We start from the raw sequence: 20,486 nt of genomic DNA, 5'->3' as shown, positions 1-20,486 counted from the left end.
AAAAAAACAATATAAGGGGAGAAGAACAATTTTCGGTGCAAATTGTTCTTCTCATCTTTCTAAAATATATAGATTTTTCGGAAAGATATAATTGATAAAAAAGAAAATGACTGTTTCAAAACATCTTCTACCTAGTTTTTACGAAATTCGTAATTCAGATTTTACAAAACAATCTTTTTGTGCTTTCGTTGTTCTTATTTATTTTTTAAATACTTTAGCACTTCTTTGTTTTGGGCCAAATTTTTTTCTAAAACTCTGTTGAAGTCATCATCTAATTTTGCTCTTTGGTTATCAAAATGTTTTTTCTTCATTGGATCTGATAATTGTTCTTCCAGATATTTGTCAAAGTTTATGTGTTTGCTGTTCATTTGATTCGTTTCTTTCTTTTTAATTTTCTTGTGGATATGATTTTGCTAAATTACATCCCACATGCTGCTCTCTACTGATTATTACTGACTATTACTGAATAATACCATATTTTACTCTTTCTCTGAAATTATTGTGCTTGCATTGCTGATGGATAAGCTCTTTCTTGTTCTGTACTACTTATGTTATGATATGTTACTGACTATTCTAATTAGTTATAGCTGCAAGAAAATAAGATGTTACAACCGCTTAAAATTAGGCGAATACGGTACTGGCTAAAATATACTATGATATAAGTAGGATATGTTTACATTGAGATGTAAATGTGCCTAAAACACCATTACACTAAAAGCCAAGCATCCCCACTTTTTACGTTTCAGTTAGTATGCTTGGCGTATTTGATAATTTATGGCAAAAGCTTCATCAAAATTTCGGGTTAGCTGTGCGATGTACGGCCTTGTTTGTTTTGGTTAATTCTTTTTTGGTATCATTTAAACGGTCGCTGCTTTAAATGATACTTTTAATCGGTTGATATAGGAAAAATGTTGAAGAATAATGAACACATGGAAAATTCAGAGTTAATAAAAAGAAATATGTATACAATAGGTCAAACTGTAAAAAAATTAAGAAGGCAGAAAAAATGGTCACAAGAATATTTAAGTTTTATGTCCGGTCTAGATCGAACATATATTGGTGGACTAGAAAGAGGAGAAAGAAACGCGACTATAGGAACATTAACTACTATTTCTAAAGCTTTGAATATAACTTTATTTCAATTAGTAGAGGAAGCGTCTAAATATGAATCAGGAAATCATTAATAATGCTAAGCGTATCCGTAATAATATCGAAAAAAGTCAAAAGACGATTTATGAAAAGACAACACCAAAGGATAAAGATTTGTGGTTAGGAGATCAAGAGCTAGAGTATTTGTTAAGGTCTTCTTTACTCGGTAAATCTTATGAAGGTCAGGCAAATAGAACTCGATCAAAGTCTATAAATCAAGATATTTGCAAGGCTATGGGCTATCCTGTTCCTAAGTCGTTCAAGAAGACTCATCCTCGGTTTGTATGTCAGAACTTTGATAAGTATGCTCAGCAATCTAATAATCTTCAAATTTGGAATGAAGAAATCACACCAACTAGACGTTATTGTTTAATAATGTTGAACGATAAAAATGTAGTAGTTAACGTATTAATCTTATCTGGAAATACCTTACAGGAATTTGATTCAACTGGGACATTAACAACAAAATATCAAGCAAGTTTAATTAAAGACTATAATAAGTCGACACTTCTAAGTACTCATGATACTGATAATATTCAAAATGCATTTGGTGAATTTAATACTCTTGTAACACAAGATCCTGCTTCTTTCCCTACTGCTAAAAGTATTATGAGTATTAAAAGTATATTTAACCGCTTAAAGCTATTGGAAGGTAAGAACTTTAATATCACAGGTAAAGAGAGAACGGATGGTAACATTTTACAAGGAATAGTCTATAAACAATTGGGATATACACAATATAGAGAAAATGGACAATTACCAGATTTGATGAACCAATTATTAGAAATTAAAAGGCAAACTTCAAGAACGATTGATTTAGGATTGTTTAAACCAGATGATCAAGAAGAACTTAATATTCCAGCTATTAATGGCTATGTTCCTAAAGTTGAAGATTTACGTTACGCAATATTTTATTGCAGTATTCATGATACTCAAATGACAATTGATAAAATATTCTTAGTAACTGGGAAGGATTTTTTTAAATATTTTCATCTTTTCAGCGGAAATAAGCAGAATAAAAAAATTCAGTTGTCTTTAAAAAAAGAATATTGGAATCTATAGTTCTTCTTTTATTATAGCAGTATGAAGACTCCTTAACTTGGTTTAGGTTTACACAAAAAATACCGAGAACGTTTTTTAGTTCTCGGTATTTTTCTCGATGAAAAATATGATTTTATTGCATATTAAAAGCCAGTTGTACTTCACTATTAATACTTTTTTCTAATTTCTTAGTATCATTTGGATTTTTGCATATCATTTTAACGAGTTTAATAATCTTTTGTGAATGTTTATTGTTGATGTCCGGAAGTAAATAGTTTTTTACATATTGTGTTAAATAGCGTTTTCTACCACTATACAATACATTTTGAAACTTAATATTGTAGTATTTCTCCATAATACTTGAATTTGCTACACCGGTTGCTAATAGAAGATAATTATTTGAAACATCATTTTTAGTTGTTAGCCAATAGCAATTTCCATCAACATAATACCCCTTGTCATCATAAACAAATTTAGCTTGCTGACTAATGTCCGGGAATATGACTTTATTATTGGCTAATTGTTCGGGTTGTTGCGGAACCCATATTTCGTACCATTTACGTTTTGCCTTTTTTATATAAGATCTACCAGCTAATTGTTGTTTATGTTCTAATAGGTAGTTATATGCATGGGGATATTTGTAAAAGTCAATTGGGATTCTTTTACCATTTTTTATTGTATGAGTATATAAAATAGTATTTAAATTATCGGGATGAGTTTGCCATCTCTCAATGGTTTTTGATGAGACCAAAGGATGTAAAACTTCTTTTTCGGGTCTTATATTGGTATCTAAATCTTTCCAATTTTTCTTTATAAATACGTTATCCGCAGTAGTTTTAATTCCTACATGGACATCAAAAACATCACCGAATTTTTTATGAGCATTTTTTTCTAATTTGGTAACCCATTCTTTTTCGGCAAAAGTTGCCATATTCCAAGGAGTATCTGAAACAGAAGCATCTAATAAGCCAGATGTTACCTTAAAAGAATGTCCTTTATATGAATGTATTCCATTTTTCTCTTTTAGTAGTGTCGATAATTTGTCTATAGAATCTGTAGACTTTGCACTTGAGGCTGATTCATATACCCTAGTAAATGGAACGCTACTGTTATCACTATGTTTTTTCTTTTTCCCAATAAAAATTGCAGGTAATACGGCTGCGGAAAATGGTTTAGTGTCACCTAAATCAATAATATTTAAAATCTTAAAGTTATCACTTAAGAAGTCTCGTATGTTTTTACCACTTTTATTCGTTAGATACTTATTAGAAGTTATAACGCATAAAATGCCGTTATCCTTTAAAGTGTTGGTCATAGCCTTAAGAAAGACATGATACATATCAACCTTTCCAGATAAATTAAATAATTTTGCTAAGTGTTGAGACCTTTCAGCACCTAGAATTGATGTTCGAATATATGGAGGATTTGCGATTATTAAATCAATATTATTTATTTCATTGTTGAGACTGTTAGGTTGATTGAATAAATTAACATTTTCAACATTTTCGATTAAAGAGAGGTAGTCGGCAGAGAAAAGTTTAAAATTGTTGTGATTTAGTTTCCCTTCTGCAATATGAATAGCTTTTTGGTCTATGTCAATACCATATCCTTGATAATCAATATCTTTAAAAACATTTTGAACAGCTAGAAGAAGATTACCATCTCCACATGCTGGATCCAGTAATTTTAGCTTTTGGTTGCTGACACTGTCGGAGTTTTCTCTTAAAAAATAATATTTAAGCTGTTGTGCTATAAATAAAGAAAGATCGTCAGGGGTATATTGAATACCATTTTTCTTTTCTTGAGTTAAAATCATAACTTCACTTCTTTCCGTTGAAATACATTGTTTTTTGTTGCTCTAATAAATGATTTAACGTGTCTAAATCATCAATATAATCATCCCAGTTTGCCTGTATTGCCCGTTCTGCTTTTGTTCCAGGCTTGGGATGAACAAAGTTAAATGTGGCTCTTCTTAAAGCTAGGTATGATGTACGTTCTGGGTTACGTTTTTCCCAAGCACGAGATGCGTGTTTTTGAGATTCTTTAACCAAATGGAGCCCTCCTTTTTTAGAGTTTTTAGAGAATTATTAATTATCATTACATAATCATTTTATAACGTTTCGTTATAAATGTCAATAGCTAAAAAGCGTGATAGTCCCTTATTTTTGGACATATCACGAATTAACAGCTGCTATACTCTAAACTGACGGCTTATCTATGCTCACATTATTAGTTATATAGGATTTTGCTAATAATTACTCGAGTAGTTCAGAAGGTGATAGCAACTGTTACAACGATAGTAACATGATTGCTGTTATAGAGCAAGCATGCTACTATCGCATTTCTAATATTGCAAAAAGCCAAGCATCCCCTGTTTTGAGATATGCTTGGCTTTGCGCTTGTATGCTTTTCTTGCATTGCTAACTTACATCGACAATCGCAACAAAAAGTAAGCAAAAAGACTCTTAATAACTTTGGCGTGATCTCATTGTACCGCTTGTAGTTGGTAATTACAAAGTTATACGTAAGTGCGTTGGAATAAGTATTACAGCTTAGGAAAACGTACAAAAGTTTGGGTGTCTTCTAAATTGGGCTGTGGTTTGGCTTCAACAGGTGTGGAAGTTGTAACGTTAGGTAAATCTGAATTCCGCCAAGAAACATAAATAATGTAACTAGTGAAATCTTCAGATAGTTTAGTCTTATAACCGGCTCCAATTAAGGAGGCATTAAGCCCTTGCATGTAAGTCTTGATGGCCATATCAATAGAAGGGGTAATCTTCTTGGTAGTCATGCCGTGTAAGACATCTAGTCCTTGGGAAGCTTCGTTATCGTCTTTAATCGTGGGTAAGCTTTTGAAAAAGTCAAAAATATTAATACGACAGTGGTGTTTGGCTTCTAGTTCCACAGATAGAACCAAGCGGCGATTAAAATATTCTTCAAATAATTCATGGTTATGAATGAGGTAGCGTAAAGTAGCTTGAATTTTCGTATAATTTTCTAATTCAAAATCTTTTTGTAGTTGACGGATTTCGTCGGCAGTAAGCATATTTTTCTTCCTTTCTAAGTCCTAAGTAGTCTTAATCTAATTAATCTAATTTTTAATAATAATTATAACTTTTGGCACGGAAAAAAGCACGTAAGAAAATATTGCTCAATGCTAAGTTACTTAATTTTGTTACTTAATTTTGTTACTTAATTTTGTTACTTAATTTTGTTACTTAATTTTGGTGGATAATGCCTCGAACTGTACTACTGGAACACTTCTACTCTGTCACTCTGACTAACTTAGCAAACCCAAACATCCCGATCACCAAGCAAATAATCAATATGTTTGAGTGCTTAAATGGATGGGATGCTTGGCTTATTTGCTATTTTTGTGCATGAGGAATGGAAAAACCGTCAGTCATTCCAGTTGTTGATTCTTGTTCACGTTTTAAATACGCGTTGTAAACTTTTTCGCTGTCAGTAGCTAATCCCTGTTCTTTAGCCATTTCAGCTAAGAATTGTAATGCTTCATTTCTTGAATTAACTTTTACTCCTACTTTGATATTTTGTTCTTCTAAAATATCAGCTGGGTTGAGCTTATTTGAAACGATATTTTCTTTTGCGTTACTTGTTTCTTTGTCATCCTCTTCAATAACTTCCCCTGTAAAGATGTCAACTCTTGGGCCATTTGCTCGAGCTTTTTTTACATCTGAGCCTGCGATTAAGGCAAGAAGTATCCCAGATGCTATTGCACCAATTAAAATGTAGATAACCCACATTAATGGGTGGTTAACTAACGGTAAGATAATAAAGCCACCATGAGGAGCTGGAACTTGAACTTTACCTACGTAAGATAGAGCTGCGGCGATTGCTGAACCTACCATAAATGCCGGAATATTCTTAATAGGATTCTTAGCTGCGAATGGAATAGCACCTTCAGTAATATGCGTTGATCCTAATAAAGCATTGACATAACCTGCTGAACGTTCAGACTTTGAGTATGCTTTTGGCTTGAGTAAAACTGCAACTGTTGTTGCCAAAGGAGGTGCAATACATGCTGCTGAAACCCCTGCCATAAAGTAGTAATTACCTTGTGCTAATAATGCTGTACCTGTTAAATAAGCTGCTTTATTGACTGGGCCACCAAAGTCAAAGGCACACATAGCGCCAACAATAATACCTAATAAGATAGGGCTTACATTTTGAACTGTTTTTAGCCAGTCCATTAAGCCTGTATTTAAAGCTGCCATTGGTGTATTAATTAATGTCATCACCACTCCAGATAGTAATACAGAAAATACTGGAGTTAAGAAAATTGACTTCAAGCCCCTAAATTGCTTGTCAGGCAACCAAGTAAAGCACATTTCTACAAGCTTTACGATGTAGGCTGCGATAAAACCACCAACTAATGCTCCTAAAAAGCCCGTACCGCCATTAAGTGCAATCATACCTGTAACTAGACCCGCAACTAATCCGGCACGCTTAGATAACGATTCAGCAATAAATGCTGCGAATACAGGAGCCATTAAATTAATGGAAACACCACCGATTGATTTCAAGGTAGCTGCGATAAGGTTGTATTGGGCACTTTTTGGGTCATACGAGTAAATTCCCCAGAAAAATGAAATTGCTGTTAAAACACCACCTGCTACAACAAAAGGTAGCATGTGTGATACACCGTTATATGTGATACACCGTTCATCAAAGCTGTATACCATTGTTGACCAATGCTATCAGAGCTTTGATTTTTTGTGATGTTAGAGTTAGACTTTCCAACTAATTCTGGTTTCCAAATAGGTGCTGTAAAGGACTTATTAATTAGTCCTTCTGCATCTTTGATTGCTTTTGCAACTGGAACCTTAATTACATGTTTTCCTGCAAAACGATCTGGGTCTACGTCAATATCTGATGCAATAACAACTGCTTTTGCTTCCTTAATTTCTTCTTCTGTTAGAACGTGTTCAGTACCTGATTGACCGTGTGTTTCAATCTTTATTGTGTACCCTAATTTTTTTGCTGCTTCTTCTAGAGCTTCTTGTGCCATAAATGTGTGTGCTATACCGGTAGCACAACCTGTTGCTCCAATAATGTCGTATTTTTGCATATTAATCGCCCTTTCTTTTAAAATGATTATTGCCAATAATCTTGTCTTCTGATTACTTTGAGTAACAAGTGATTTTTACCTGTTTTTCAAGTTCTGAAACTGTTTTAAAATCAGTTAATCCTGTTGATTGAGCTGTATCGGAACCAGCCGCAATAGAACGTTTAAAGGCTTCAAGTGTTGGCACTTTATTAATTATTTCCCCCATAAAAGTTCCTAACATTGTATCACCTGATCCCGCTGAATTTTGTAATTTGATTTTTGGAGCATTGCTTACATATACGTTGGTATTAGTGATTAAACAAGCACCTTTATCACCTAATGATAACAATACATTTCTTGCTCCTCTTTCTATCAAATTTTGCCCATACTCGATAAGTATATCTAGATTCATATCATCCCTGTTTTTATCGTCGAACCATTCTAATAGTTCTTCTTCATTTGGCTTTATTAAGTAAGGATTGTATTTCAGAATATCTAACACTTCTTTATAGGAGCTATCGATTACTAACCCACAATTAACTTCCCTACTTATTTTTGCTATATCTTCTAAATAACTAGGAGATATACCTTTTGAAAATGAACCTGAAACAATAATCCAATCATCACAAGTAACATGTTTTTTTAAATATGTTAGCAATTTTTCTTGTAAGTTTTTAGGGATAGTTGGCCCAGGGTTAACCTCTTTAAATTCTTCCCCTGTTGAAACGACTTTCGTGAATACGTTGATTCTTGTTGGTTGTTCTACACGCCAGAATTTGTTAGTAATTCCTTTTGATTTTAAACTGTCTGAAATAAAATCTAGTGTGAATCCACCGCCAATGCCTAAAGCAATATTATCAACATTTAGTTTTTTTAAAATAATAGAAACATTTACTCCTTTTCCATTGGGTTGAATATCGCAAAAATTAGTTCTATTTACCACTCCATTCCTCAAAGTCTCTGTTTCGATTGCCAAATCTATCGCAGGGTTAAGCGTTATGGTGTAAATCATGAGGACCCCTCCTTTTCTTCGTTTTAAATACAAACAAAACCAATCGTTTTTATTTACGCTTTTATTATAATGAATTATAATAGATTTAGGTTTTCTAAATGCTAATAAAATTCGAAAAATATTTTCTGAATTTCCATTCAAAAATCGGGGTCTTATCATGGGAAAAATCAAAAATAAATTAACAGAAACAGAGAAATATCTTTGGCACTTAATTAGTGATAATCCGACAGAAATAATTAAAATGTCTATCACTCAACTTAGTGAGTATAGTAACGTTTCTCCGGCTACTATTGTGAGGACTTTAAAGAAAAAAGGCTATTCGGGATATACCTCTTATCGGGAAAAATTAAGAACAGAATGTAGCGAAAATTATCGTAATTTTAGGGTACTTGAGGAAGCGGATAAAAGTATTCAAAATGTGATTAGAAAAAACGAAATTGAGCTTACGAATACTCTTAAAAATTTGAATTATGCTGATATTGAAGATGGTATTAAATTGTTACAAAATGCAGATAGAGCTTATATTTTCTCTAGAGGTATGTCTGAACTTACAGCAAGAAGTCTAACAACAAAACTACAATTGGCAGGTAAATATACCGAATCATATTCAGATCCTAATATCATAACTGAGTTATCGAAGAATATTACTTTAGATGCAGTTGTTATATTTATTTCTCTTAACGGTGAAACAAGTGAGTTAGTCGAAGCTTCTTGTATTTTGGAAGAAAAAAACATCCCCACTATTATATTTACTACTAATGAAAATTCTTTACTTATACCCGCAAGTACAGTTAGTTTTATTGGCTATCAGTCGATAGATGACTTCTTTAGCAATTACGAAGTTAAGTCAAGACTACCTTTGGATATTATGACCAGAATATTTGCTGATTCTTATCTCGTTAGAAATAACAATCATTAAGAAAAATTATGTTACAATCAGTAATTTTAAATTAAAGATAACTATGGATATCTGAATTCAAGCTATGGTTATTAATAAGAAAAAGTCTTGCAATAATCATAATAATTGTAATTATTGCAATCTGCCAAACATATAAAAAGCCAAGCATATACTTAAAATTAGGGATGCTTGGCTTATTTGCTTATAATTTATTTTTCTTTAATTCTCGTATCTGCTTATCAAACTTTAGATGATGTTTCATTGTACTATTTATTCAAAAATTGTGCCAAAAAGGTGCAAAATGGCACGATTTTAGGGCTATATAATAAATATACGTTAAAAATTACTAAACGCAGCGACTTGTAAAGAACCTAAAAAAGTCATGGTTGCAAGCGCAACCATGACCAGATGGATAGTTTAAGACGGTAATAAAATTGGTTCAACTTAATTGTGGCAATGGGTCTCTTCTTTGCCATTCTTGGGGAAAACCAAGTTCACTTAGAATTTTATCAAGTGATACTGAGTGTACTTTATTTTCTAAATTGCGAAAGCGTTTTCTCACAGTGTTATTTAATATTGCAAATTCATTATTACTAATAAAACATTCTAAAATAATCATTGCACAATAAACAGTTCTTCTTGTTTTATCATCATCCCTTATAATCGAATCATGAATATCATGTAAATAAGGATAATAAATAGCAGTTTTTATACTATTAAAATTGAGTAGTACGTCGTCGTGTGCACATGCATTTCGAAGATCTTTTAATACTTCAATAAACGAAATCATTATATTGGGCGAAAATTGCCCATGTTCAGAATCTTTGTTCTCTCTTTTTATAAAGTTATAGCAATCATGAGCTATTTTGTTTTGTAAATCTGTTGGCAATACCTTAATTAACGTTAGTATGTCGCCAAATTCTAAAAATTCAACCATTACCCACAATGGTACAAAATTATATTTTTCTCGGTAGTGATTTATTGCGTTATTCTTATACCTTGATTTATTTGTTATGGTTCTTGAAATTTTTGTTATGATGTAAGATATATCTAAACTTTTTTCATGATTAAACGAACTGACATCAAGGTATGCTTCTTTTTTCCCTTGATAATATTCCTCAAAGCGATAGGCTAAAATGGATTTCAAATGATGTTCAGCAAGTAGCAAAGAGTCCAAGAGTGTTTTTCGCAGTTCTCTGTTAAAAAAATATAAACTAATAATTTCGTCAAATGTTGCTCCACTAATGTATTTATCACTATCGGAATCCATAAAAATTTTACTATATCCATTTATAATACTGTAATAATTATTCGTTAGCAGATAAGCTTGTGCTTTGGCTTTATCTGAAAATTTTAACCCTCGAGATTCTAATAATTTAATTTGTTCTTCTACACTTTTAAATACTTTATTCAAAAAAAATACCTCCATCCGTACCTCAAAGTGAAGCAGAATGAAAGTATTTTTCCGCGGCAGGCTCCGTAGAGTAACTACCCCTCCTATTTATTTTCATTCTACTTAAAAAATATTTTTTTGTCAACTATTTTTTACTTTTTTACTTTTATTAATCTCTATCGTAATAATACTTGCTTTATAATACTATTGCAAGACGCTAAAGCTAGATGTTTATCTATTCTTTGTTTTTGTAAAATAAGTGTCGATATCTAATTTGTGAATATCTATTTGTGATTTTTTCATGATTGGAATTCTAGGATCAACATATTCATTGCTATCAAATTTTCTATAAGTCATTCCATATAGATAACTATTTACCAAATCATTATGAATTTTCTCTTCTTGAAGAGAATACCCTAATTCTCTGATTAATAATTTTATAATTAATGTATTGATTATATTCTGTTGTTTTTTTTCAGCATATTCCTCTGCTTTTTTATATGCATCCTCTTCCCAATTACTTATATCATTTTGATAAAATAAGTCTATTGCTTCTCCTGGATATATATACCCCTCTTCTTCTTGTCTTTTTAACGAATTAAATATTTCGTCTTCATCTTTTTTTATCATCTCTTTTAACGTTTCTTTTTTACTTTTGTTATTGTTAATCTTTTCTTTGATAATACTAATTACTGTATCGTAATCATATTTTGATGGTCTTGATATTCCATTTGAAGGTTGAATATCTTTAAACCATTCTCTTAGTGTTCTAACTTTTTTAGGATAATTAATTTCAGATAACCACTTTGAAATTTCTTCTAAAGTGTATTCTTTCTTTATTTCCATTACTTTTCTCCCATTTTACATTTTTTACTTTGCTAATTCATTTAATGATATATCATAAGTATAATTTCATTTTATACCAAAATAACACTAAATTCAAATGTATAGGGATCTAAATTTAAAATTGACACAGCAAAAAAATGTACTATAATTAATTACATAATATATTCAGTATCTTACATCTTTAAAAATAAAAGGAGTAGATAAAATGGATAAATTAAAATCCATCTACAAACAATTAAAGAAATATCTTCAAAAAAATCTAGGTATCAATTATTTCGAAGTAGTTTTCTTATTCGAAATAATTAGTATAGCGCTGAATTGTATTGATGGTAAAAATAAAAAATTAATATTTATATCTGAAGAACCTCCACTTTTTTTGAAAACATTCATATCTATTTTGGATAATTTTTTTGCTTTCAATATCATTGTTATGATTGCAGTTATTTTACTATTTTTACTTCTCATTTTCTTCCTTATAAGTAGATATATACCTGGAACTGGTAAAAAAACATATACTGATGATGGGAAAATCATAGCATATAATCCTTTTGCTGCTATGAAGTGCATTAAAAAACTTACAGTGTTTATTTTTCAAAAATTATGGATTACTTATTTCAGTATTCTTTTTTTATACGGTGAAGTTTCGTTTTCATTTGCAAATATTATTCTCGTCTCATTAAATTCTCTTATTTTAATTATTAAAATCTTTTACAATGTTTTTCACTCTAAAACTTCAGTTTTATCAAATTTAGATTTTCCTAACGTTGAGGAGATTAGATTTAATTCTTTAATCTTAGATACTAAAAATGATCAACCTGAATATATGAAACAATATTTAGTGTTAGCTGTATCAGAGAAAAAATTAGGCCCAAAGTATTATTTAATTAGAGATATGAGTATTAGACATAAGGCTTACTATTATATTGTTAAATCTAAAATCAATGATAAAGACAAGGAAGAAAATACTATACTAGTATGGTCTGATAAATTTGAAGACATTAAATATGCTTTTGAAAATAACTTAAAAAATAATTCTTCTGTATAATGGAAAAAGTATAAACATTGAAAGCCTTAAGAAATTGTTAAAAGTAGTAATTTCTTGAGGTTTTTTCTTATTGACTTATTGATTTAAAACTTATTTTTGTTGTCACATCATTTAGGGAATACGTGACAGTTGGTCTAGCAGGTATATTATCAATTCTTACAGAATAATCACCATAATCCCAAATTGGAGTTTGAGTAGCTCCAATAGTAGGTTCACCACTTCTCCATCTATCAGCTGTTTTTAAAAGGACAAAGTTACCTTCTGAATTTCTTTTAACTGTATACGGACTGTTTAGCGCATTACTATTTATTAAATTTGAATACGTACCTATCCCTGTATCTTTAACTGTTACAAATAAATAATCTGATGGATTTGATTGAATAATATCATCCGTTAATTTTTTTGAGCCTTCATTATTTTGCAATTCAATTATATCTCTATGATTACTATCTTCACCATAAATATAAGTTTGCGTGTAAACGTTAGGAAGAGGTGCATCAGGTTTCATATAAACGACGGTATCATGAAAACCGTATTCAAAATTTGGGTCTTGGTATTCTGGAGGAAGGTTATTACACGATAATTCCATCTTTTTTACAGTAACTGTGTCGTTAGACACATTATAATGCCAATAAATTTTTGTATTAACAGTAGTATTTAAATATCCACCATTTGTGAAACGGCGTCATTAAAATTGTTAGAAGGATATGCTTTTGGTTTTTACCTTTTTAAGAAATCGGCGCTTGGGATGGTATATGGTATAGTTAGTAATAAGGAAGAATAGTAGCAAGAATGCTTTTGCAGCTACATTTTAAGCTTTTTAACAACTATTTTTTTCAGAATGGATTTTAAAATGAAATATAAATTTTGTTTTGTTTTTTAAATTCAATTCCTACTGTTAATTAACGTACAACAACATTGTTAAAAATTTATATATATTTACATTGACATATTGCTATTTAATTGAGATTATTGTATTGATAAGTTTTTATAACAAAAAGCATACTATTACTATTGTGAGGTGATTTTTTGGACTACCCTTATCAAAACCAGTATCTTCAATACATGAATACTATTCAAGAAAAAAATAAAATAACGATCAAAAATAATGATTATCATCTAAAATCATTCTTCTATTACGAATCATTGTATAATCGTTCTTTTATTGAATCAGGTTATCACGTAGATTCAATTGTTGAAAGTGATATAAGAGAGTTCCTAGTATATATAGGTGATTTACGTAATTTAACAATTGGATCAACTAATCAGTACTTATATTCTATCGCGGGATATTATAAATATTTATTTAGAACCGAAAAAACCAAGGTTCTTCCTACTTTGGATGTAATTGGACTTCCAACAGTTGGATCGTATAAAGTTACGATTTATGATGTTGGATGGATCGATAGTTTGCAAGATTTATTAGAAAATGAACGTATTGACTACTATACCCGTTTTTTCCTATTGTTTACTGCAAGGTTCTATAAACTAAAAGAAATTCTAGCAGAAGATTTTTATAAAATTGCTAACAAAGAGATGAAAAATGCTCCTGAATATCAGCAAATATTTTTTTACAAATTTAGGAACAGAATACGTCCCCTTCAACAAAAATATAAAACGAAGGCATTATTAATTCAGCGTAGATCTCAAAGCAAAGATAATTACTTGATTTCGACAAACCAACAATTATCAAGATACTTGCAGCGTGATAAAAAATGGTTTCCTTTTATTACAAAAACACGGGAATTATATCGTACAAATATTATTTATTATTTGGAAACTCATCCTGATATTAGTGAAGCTGTTCTTAAAGAAACTTTGCACATGAACCAACAAACTCTTGATTGGTATCGTAGGTTAGCTAAAAGATACTTTAAATGATGTTAATCCCTTTATTTGCGGGTTTTTTTGTATTATTGGTTTTGTTTGCTACGTTTTAGTAAACCAATATAAACACATAAAAATATACAAAAATTTACAAATAAAAACAGTAATTTATTAAGAAATAAAAAGTAAAATACTTCCAAAAAAAAACGAAATAAAATCATTGTGTTTTTTACGTTGTTACGTTATAATGTAATTAAGGCTAAGGGATAAATACCTGCCAAAAATATCGTAATTTAAATACTAGTAGAAAATTTATTTTAGAAAACGAAAGGAAGTTGAACTCAATAATGACTGAAAAAAATGACATATTAGACCAAAAAGCTATTGAAGAAAAAGTAGCTAAAAAAACATCAAATAAGGTTTTCAGAGATGGATTTGATGACATTCAAAAGAAAGCTCTTAAAATCGACAAAAAAAGAAAGGATATGTTGAAAAAAAGGTATGAATTTATCGGTAAAACGGTAGCTAAAGAATTAGGCTATAATACCAGTGGTATTAATTCACCTAACTTTGATATTTTACTAGCCGCTGTTATCATGGGAGCTGAAGCATATAAAGAAAAATATCCCAATAATGTTAAGGAAGATATCAATAAAAAACGCCGAGAAGCATATTTGATTATAAATGACGACGAGAAATAATTTCTCTAAGCAAAAAGTACTAGGACCATGTATAATGATTGGTTTCTAGTACTTTTATTTTGGTTTAAGTTAGTAATTTACTAAAGTTGAACTGTTTAATTTTACTTTGTTTATCTTCATTTTTTACATCTCTTTGGTCTTTTGCCAATCGATTAGCGTTATATTTCGCAAACATAATTCTGTGCTATTGGGTATATTAGACACTGCTCTTTGCTTTACTGGTGGGAACATAAGAATTATGCTGAGCACTAACTTTACCATCAAAGCCTTTATGAATAAGATAAAAAGGCGAGGTCTATTTCATGACCTCACCTTTTATTTTTGGTATATTAGTCTCTCTTACGACGACCAGTCCAAGCAAGACCAATCATAGAACTTAAGGCAACTAAACTAGCACCTAAAGTTACACCAAAGCTGTCTTTTTCACCAGTTTGTGGTAAAGCACGTTGGCTACGGTTAGTGTTATCGCTAACTGTCTTCATGTTTACTTGCTTGCCTGTTGTGGCAGAGATAATTGCACCTGTCTTAGGATCGACCTTAACACCTTTAACTACTTTGGCATTTTGATCGTATACAACACCATCTTTAGCAAACCAGTTGCTGATGATTGTTCCATCTTCGTTCTTAACAAAGTTTCCTTCGACGTGTAACCCACTCTTCTTAGCAAGTTCCTTAGCTTGTTCAGCTTGCTTTTTAGCTAATTCTTGAGCTTTAGCTTCTTCTTCAGCTTTTTGAATTGCTAATAAGCTATCAAGGACACGTTGTGCCTTAGTTAATTGGTCCTTAGCATTGTCTAAAGCCTTCTTCTTTTCATCAAGAGTTTCCTTTGAATTATCAAAGGCTTGTTGTGCTTCAGTCACATTTGTTTGTGCTTGTTCTAATGCCTTTTGAGCATCTGCAAGCAATTGTGGAGCATTCTTTAAGTCAGAAAGCTTTGCTTGTAAGTCTTTCAACTTAGCTTGTTCGTCTGCCAATACCTTTTGAGCTTTAGTTACTTCACCTTGCTTGTTATCAAGGTTCTTTTGAGCTTGATCTAACGCTTGTTGAGCTTTCACTTGTTCGGCTTTTAAGTTTTCTAATGTAGCCTTGTCGTCTGCTAACTTAGTCTTAGCTTCGTTTAAGGCTTGTACCTTTTGTTTTGCTACATCTCCTGCGTTATCTAATGCTTTTTGTGCCTTAGATACTTCTTCTTTGTCCTTAGCTACATCAGTTGTAAGACTCGCTACCTTACCGCTTAATTCAGATAACTTAGTCTTGTTGTTTGCTAATTCTTTTTGTGCATCTTCTAAGTTTGTCTTAGCTTGGCTAAGTTCCTTTTGTGCTTTATTTAAGCTATCTTGTGCCATATCACTTGCAACATTCTTTGCGCTTTGATCTTGGTACAACTTAGTTAATTCGCTTTGAGCATCTGATAATGCTTTTTGTGCATTTTCTAAGTTCTTTGCCTTTTCTTGTGCATTAGCCGTAAATGAATTTAATGTATCAGTAGCTTGCTTCAAGGTATCGTTAGCTTTATTCAAGGAGTCTTGTGCATCCTTTTCTGCAGCTGTAGCAGTAGCTAAGTTAGTTGATGCTACAGCTGCGTTATTCTTAGCTGTGTCATTTGCACTCTTTGCTGAATCGTATGCAGCTTGTGCATCCTTTTGAGTTTGAGACGCTTGGTTTGCTTTTGTTTGAGCATTAGTCAAGTCTGACTTTTGTTGTCCTAAAGTAGTAGACAAGTCTTGCTTTTGTTGTAACAACTTATCGTTGGAGTTACTGTTACTGTATGGAGTTGTATTGTATTTTGAAAGTTTACTTTCATTTACATCCAATGTTGGTGCGTTGTATTTTACATCATCATAAACATATGCAGTGTTAAAATGCAAAGTTCCATCACTAGTCATAGTAACAGCAAATTGTTGTGGATTAGAATAAGTACCTGCAAACACGGCATTTGGTCCCACTGTACGAGAACCAGTAATATCTGATGTATGTCCATATTTTGATTCTGCATCGTTGAATAACATCATGGTGATACCGTCGTATACACCTTTTTTCAAGTTATCTAATGTTGTTGTATACTCTTTGTTCCTATCCATTGGATGATCATTAACATCATAAACATATCCGTAAACAAGATCTTCACCTATAGTAATTCCATATTCATTTCCAACCTTAACTAAGGCTTTTTTATCATGTCCAAACATAAGTCCGTCATCGATAACCATCCCATCATCCATATATGCTTGATCCACAGCTTTACCAAAAAGAATGCTTGCATCTGATGTTACTAAATCGTATGCTCCGACTTGGCGACGAATTGGGTTCAACAATGAAGCGGCGAATAAAGATAACTCCTTAATCGTTTCATTATCTAGTAAACCATTTTTAGCAATGTGAACGATTTTTGCTTGGTCAGCTTTGTTAGACTTAAATGTATTAAGACCATTGGATTCTTGCCAAGTTGATGAAAGGTATCCTTTAGAAATTTGATCTAATTTGTCAAAATTTGATAGCCGTTGTTCACCTAAATGCTTTTTCAATTCATCAATGTAACCATTAGGTAAAACAATAGTATTAACGTTGCCTAAAGTGTCGTTAACGTTGTCCAGTTCTTTTTGCGTGTTAGCAACTGCATCCTTAGCATTTTGTAATTCACGTTGAGCTTGTGAACTAGCATTTACTGCATTGTCTAAGGTTTTCTTTACGCTATCTAATTGCTTAGTTGTATCTGTCAATGCTTGTTGAGCTTTGTCATTTGCTACCTTAGCGCTAGATAAGTTTGCCTTAGCTACGTTTAAAGCATTATTCTTAGATGTTACATCATTTTTAGCATCTGCAACTGCTTTTTGCGCATCCGCAATGCCAGTATTATTAACAGCATTTTGAGCATCTGTCACGGCTTGCTTTGCGTTAGATACAACATTTTCTTGGGCTTTGGCAGCGTTATCAGCTTGTGCCTTTTCTGACTTGGCTGTGTCCGCTTTGGCTTGTAAGGAGTCTGCCTTAGCTTGTGCATTAGAAACACTCTTTTGCGCATCGTTGACCTTTGTTTGAGTAGAATCAACTTTCTTTTGAGTTTCAGTTACAGATTGTTCAGTAGAAGCCAATTCCCTTTCGTCAGAGACTTGCTTATTTTTAGCGTTTTCTAAGTTTTGTTGTGCTTTAGTAACACCGGCGTTGTCTACTTCCTTTTGAGCAGAGTCAACTGTACTTTGGTCTTTAGACACAACATTTTCTTGCGCTTTAACGTTATCTGTGGCTTTAGCAAGAGATACCTGTGCATCTTCTACGCCTTTTTGTGCGTGAACAACATTATCTTGAGCCTGATTAACTTGTGCTTTTGCAGAATCAACTACTTTTTCTTGATTTTCAATCGCACTTTCTTGCTTAGTAAGATTTTCAGGAGTAGCTTCCTTTGCATTATCTTGAGCGGAAGTTAAATTGTTCTTTGCGTCATTTAAGGAATTTGTTGCTTGGTTAAGCGTAGTAGCGTCTTTGTCATTTACGACTTGAGCTTGGTTAACCTGTGTTTGAACATCGCTAACATTCTTTTGAGCACTGTTAACATTTACTTGTGCTTGTTCAACTGTTTCAGCTGAAGTAACTTGAGTAGTTTTGTTTTGATTATTTGTAGGGACGGAAGTTACTTCATCAGCTTGTGCCGTTGTGGCAACCCCTGCACCTACGGTAGCTAATGCTACTGCAACAGTAGCGGTCTTTTTAGAAACTTTATTCATAAAAGCATCCTCCTATAAGATATAATTTACTTTCTTTATTTTTATTTACAAGTTAATTGTAGCTCAATTTCCGCTACAAGTCAAGGATTTTAAAAAGGAATTCAAAATAAAATTTAGATTACATTTCAAAATTCTATTTAAGACAAACTTGCGAGAAGATTCTATGTTTTTTTGCGTTAGGAAAAATCATTTTTCCTACACTTATATTATATAACGTTTCGTTATATAGAACAAGTGTTTTTTACTTAAAACCAAATAAAAAAGCAAGTGGTTCAAACACTCGCTTATCATTACGATTGTTTCAGAATTTTACCTTTACAAGATAGTCCCGAACTTCTTTGTCCGTTAGAAAAAGAATATCTAGCAGATGCATAAATTTGATGTTTTTTCTTGTAAATTTTTCTTTCCCGGGACTTTGTTCTCCTAAACTACTTCTGATTTGGATATTTAGACTACTATCAACGTTACTACGAACAGTCCATTTATTTCTTCCAAGTAGAAAATCTCGATTCATAAGTTTTAGGTCATCAAAAATTTCTTGCATTTTGGCTTGGATTTCCTGTTCCTTTTTTTCTTTGTATCGTTTTAATCCTGCTTGTTTTTCAACATGTGTAGCTAAAAAATCATCATTTAAAGATGTTGTACTAAAATCGCAAAAGATGATGATACCAACCTCAGGAATTGTAGCTGTTTCAGAATAATACATAAATGCTTGCCCGTCTAAAATTTCAACATTCGCAAGATGTGAAATCATATTATGCTCACCTGCATACCGAATACGGGCGTTAAAACCATCAATTTTAAATCTCCCTTGTAGATTTGTCCCCTTTTGTTTGATAAGGGAATTTCTGAAAATGGAAGTTTTATCTTTAGCATTGATTATCTTATTATCTAGCAAAATGATAGAAATGTTCTGATCTAATGCCCCGTAAAATGTTTTAAAGATTATATCGTCTTTTGCATCATCAACTGGCTTAAAGTGAAAATTAAATCCGTCAAGACCTGATTCGAAGTAGAAGTATGGTTCCATTTCTGAAATCAATGGGTATTGGCTCGTTATCTTTTGTACAAAAATACCACCGTCAAGTTCAGAAAACTGAATAACATCGGATAGCTTAATACCAACTTGTTGTGCAATTTTCATAGGTATTCTGATACCTAATGAGGAGCCCCATTTTGATACGTTGCTAAGTATACTTTGAGGTTCATTATTCTCCATAAAAACTCTCCTTTTCATTCGTTTATTACACTACTAATAATTGTTTAAATTAAAAGTAAAGTAAATCAAATTTATACGTTTATTATACAACTTATTTTTTTACTTTCCAATAAATAGTGATTTTTTAGGTTATTATTGTTCAGTTTAACTGATATACAATACGAATAGTTTCAATTAAAAATACAAGTATATATATATTATGTTTTGTCGTAAAATATACGACATTTATTCTTGATTATATCACTGATATTGTGTTACTTTTAATTTATGAAAAATGCGAATGTTGTTACCTAAAAATTACGTGCTCCTTCTTTTGGGATAGTCGTTAACTTTTAATTTTAGTGCTACATCTGTGTTTTTTAATAACTTATTGAAAGGGAGAATAAAATTTTATGAAGAATAAAATTGTTAAAAAGAAGCGTACTTTAAAGCTTAATAGGGCGTACAAAGGCGTTGCCACAGGTGCAGCCGTTGCTTTAGGTACTTTCTTTGTTTCCGTTAAAGCTAATGCTGATGAAGCAGCCAACACTGCAACACCTACTACTCCAGTATCAGGTTCTGGTGT

General features: G+C 31.7%; 16 protein-coding genes and 1 pseudogene. 6 read left to right on the top strand and 11 right to left on the bottom strand.

Annotated elements, in window-relative coordinates; translation table 11 throughout:
- Nucleotides 1-194 precede the first annotated feature (194 nt).
- Entirely contained in the window at nucleotides 195-368 is a 174-nt protein-coding gene (locus tag FC36_RS11945; protein ID WP_155889568.1) for a hypothetical protein, read from the bottom strand.
- A 561-nt stretch (nucleotides 369-929) separates the two neighbouring features.
- Here FC36_RS11945 and FC36_RS08250 point away from each other — a divergent pair.
- On the top strand, nucleotides 930-1,184 hold the full coding sequence (locus tag FC36_RS08250) for a helix-turn-helix domain-containing protein (RefSeq protein ID WP_051527951.1): 255 nt from the start codon (nucleotides 930-932) through the stop codon (nucleotides 1,182-1,184).
- A complete protein-coding gene (locus tag FC36_RS08245; RefSeq protein WP_025020667.1) occupies nucleotides 1,165-2,211 on the top strand; it encodes a hypothetical protein in 1,047 nt (348 codons plus the stop codon). Before FC36_RS08250 ends, FC36_RS08245 begins: the two co-directional genes overlap by 20 nt.
- 112 nt (nucleotides 2,212-2,323) lie before the next feature.
- Here FC36_RS08245 and FC36_RS08240 read toward each other — a convergent pair whose 3' ends face one another.
- From FC36_RS08240 to pfkB, 5 genes and pseudogenes are all read right to left on the bottom strand, one after another.
- A complete protein-coding gene (locus FC36_RS08240) occupies nucleotides 2,324-4,006 on the bottom strand; it encodes an Eco57I restriction-modification methylase domain-containing protein (protein WP_035188037.1) in 1,683 nt (560 codons plus the stop codon).
- 4 nt (nucleotides 4,007-4,010) lie between these two features.
- A complete protein-coding gene (locus tag FC36_RS08235; protein WP_056986836.1) occupies nucleotides 4,011-4,241 on the bottom strand; it encodes a hypothetical protein in 231 nt (76 codons plus the stop codon).
- A 494-nt stretch (nucleotides 4,242-4,735) separates the two neighbouring features.
- Nucleotides 4,736-5,236, bottom strand: coding sequence for a hypothetical protein (locus FC36_RS08230; protein WP_056986835.1), 501 nt, complete (start codon nucleotides 5,234-5,236; stop codon nucleotides 4,736-4,738).
- Between the two features lie 328 nt (nucleotides 5,237-5,564).
- Nucleotides 5,565-7,279: pseudogene (locus FC36_RS08225) on the bottom strand (fructose-specific PTS transporter subunit EIIC); the annotation flags it as partial.
- A 52-nt stretch (nucleotides 7,280-7,331) separates the two neighbouring features.
- On the bottom strand, nucleotides 7,332-8,270 hold the full coding sequence (gene pfkB, locus FC36_RS08215; RefSeq protein ID WP_025020670.1) for a 1-phosphofructokinase: 939 nt from the start codon (nucleotides 8,268-8,270) through the stop codon (nucleotides 7,332-7,334).
- A 157-nt stretch (nucleotides 8,271-8,427) separates the two neighbouring features.
- Between pfkB and FC36_RS08210 the strand changes: the two genes are divergently transcribed.
- On the top strand, nucleotides 8,428-9,189 hold the full coding sequence (locus FC36_RS08210; protein ID WP_056986834.1) for a MurR/RpiR family transcriptional regulator: 762 nt from the start codon (nucleotides 8,428-8,430) through the stop codon (nucleotides 9,187-9,189).
- A 418-nt stretch (nucleotides 9,190-9,607) separates the two neighbouring features.
- Here the strand turns inward: FC36_RS08210 and FC36_RS08205 are convergent, their stop codons facing one another.
- Both FC36_RS08205 and FC36_RS08200 read right to left on the bottom strand, forming a co-directional pair.
- Entirely contained in the window at nucleotides 9,608-10,582 is a 975-nt protein-coding gene (locus tag FC36_RS08205; protein ID WP_025020671.1) for an Abi family protein, read from the bottom strand.
- Between the two features lie 210 nt (nucleotides 10,583-10,792).
- The gene (locus tag FC36_RS08200) at nucleotides 10,793-11,407 is read right to left on the bottom strand and encodes a hypothetical protein (RefSeq protein ID WP_056986833.1); all 615 of its coding nucleotides are present in this window, start codon (nucleotides 11,405-11,407) and stop codon (nucleotides 10,793-10,795) included.
- Between the two features lie 205 nt (nucleotides 11,408-11,612).
- On the opposite strand from FC36_RS08200, the gene FC36_RS08195 reads away from it, so the two are divergent.
- Nucleotides 11,613-12,452, top strand: a complete 840-nt coding sequence (locus FC36_RS08195; protein WP_025020673.1) for a hypothetical protein — start codon at nucleotides 11,613-11,615, stop codon at nucleotides 12,450-12,452.
- A gap of 67 nt (nucleotides 12,453-12,519) precedes the next feature.
- On the opposite strand, the gene FC36_RS08190 is transcribed toward FC36_RS08195, so the two are convergent.
- Entirely contained in the window at nucleotides 12,520-13,071 is a 552-nt protein-coding gene (locus tag FC36_RS08190; protein WP_056986832.1) for a hypothetical protein, read from the bottom strand.
- Nucleotides 13,072-13,481: 410 nt separating this feature from the next.
- Here FC36_RS08190 and FC36_RS08185 point away from each other — a divergent pair, with 410 nt between their 5' ends.
- Complete coding sequence (locus FC36_RS08185; RefSeq protein ID WP_025020675.1) at nucleotides 13,482-14,333, top strand: site-specific integrase; 852 nt, start codon at nucleotides 13,482-13,484, stop codon at nucleotides 14,331-14,333.
- Between the two features lie 293 nt (nucleotides 14,334-14,626).
- A complete protein-coding gene (locus tag FC36_RS08180) occupies nucleotides 14,627-14,980 on the top strand; it encodes a hypothetical protein (RefSeq protein WP_025020676.1) in 354 nt (117 codons plus the stop codon).
- Between the two features lie 329 nt (nucleotides 14,981-15,309).
- On the opposite strand, the gene FC36_RS08175 is transcribed toward FC36_RS08180, so the two are convergent.
- Both FC36_RS08175 and FC36_RS08170 read right to left on the bottom strand, forming a co-directional pair.
- Nucleotides 15,310-18,702 carry an SEC10/PgrA surface exclusion domain-containing protein gene (locus tag FC36_RS08175; protein WP_025020677.1) on the bottom strand — a complete coding sequence of 1,131 codons (3,393 nt, stop codon included), beginning with the start codon at nucleotides 18,700-18,702 and terminating at the stop codon, nucleotides 15,310-15,312.
- A 301-nt stretch (nucleotides 18,703-19,003) separates the two neighbouring features.
- A complete protein-coding gene (locus tag FC36_RS08170) occupies nucleotides 19,004-19,921 on the bottom strand; it encodes an AbrB/MazE/SpoVT family DNA-binding domain-containing protein (RefSeq protein ID WP_023858768.1) in 918 nt (305 codons plus the stop codon).
- Between the last annotated feature and the right edge of the window lie 565 nt (nucleotides 19,922-20,486).

Origin of the sequence: Ligilactobacillus equi DSM 15833 = JCM 10991, assembly GCF_001435735.1 — a bacterium.
Classification (GTDB): Bacteria; Bacillota; Bacilli; order Lactobacillales; family Lactobacillaceae; genus Ligilactobacillus; species Ligilactobacillus equi.
Note: the sequence above shows the minus strand (reverse complement) of the source record. Positions and strands in the feature narration are given on the sequence as shown.

Bases quoted from the DNA above. Each gene is read 5' to 3' on its own strand.
- FC36_RS11945 (WP_155889568.1), bottom strand. From the start codon at position 368: ATGAACAGCAAACACATAAACTTTGACAAATATCTGGAAGAACAATTA.
- FC36_RS08250 (WP_051527951.1), top strand. From the start codon at position 930: ATGGAAAATTCAGAGTTAATAAAAAGAAATATGTATACAATAGGTCAA.
- FC36_RS08245 (WP_025020667.1), top strand. From the start codon at position 1,165: ATGAATCAGGAAATCATTAATAATGCTAAGCGTATCCGTAATAATATC.
- FC36_RS08240 (WP_035188037.1), bottom strand. From the start codon at position 4,006: ATGATTTTAACTCAAGAAAAGAAAAATGGTATTCAATATACCCCTGAC.
- FC36_RS08230 (WP_056986835.1), bottom strand. From the start codon at position 5,236: ATGCTTACTGCCGACGAAATCCGTCAACTACAAAAAGATTTTGAATTA.
- pfkB (WP_025020670.1), bottom strand. From the start codon at position 8,270: ATGATTTACACCATAACGCTTAACCCTGCGATAGATTTGGCAATCGAA.
- FC36_RS08210 (WP_056986834.1), top strand. From the start codon at position 8,428: ATGGGAAAAATCAAAAATAAATTAACAGAAACAGAGAAATATCTTTGG.
- FC36_RS08200 (WP_056986833.1), bottom strand. From the start codon at position 11,407: ATGGAAATAAAGAAAGAATACACTTTAGAAGAAATTTCAAAGTGGTTA.
- FC36_RS08195 (WP_025020673.1), top strand. From the start codon at position 11,613: ATGGATAAATTAAAATCCATCTACAAACAATTAAAGAAATATCTTCAA.
- FC36_RS08180 (WP_025020676.1), top strand. From the start codon at position 14,627: ATGACTGAAAAAAATGACATATTAGACCAAAAAGCTATTGAAGAAAAA.
- FC36_RS08175 (WP_025020677.1), bottom strand. From the start codon at position 18,702: ATGAATAAAGTTTCTAAAAAGACCGCTACTGTTGCAGTAGCATTAGCT.
- FC36_RS08170 (WP_023858768.1), bottom strand. From the start codon at position 19,921: ATGGAGAATAATGAACCTCAAAGTATACTTAGCAACGTATCAAAATGG.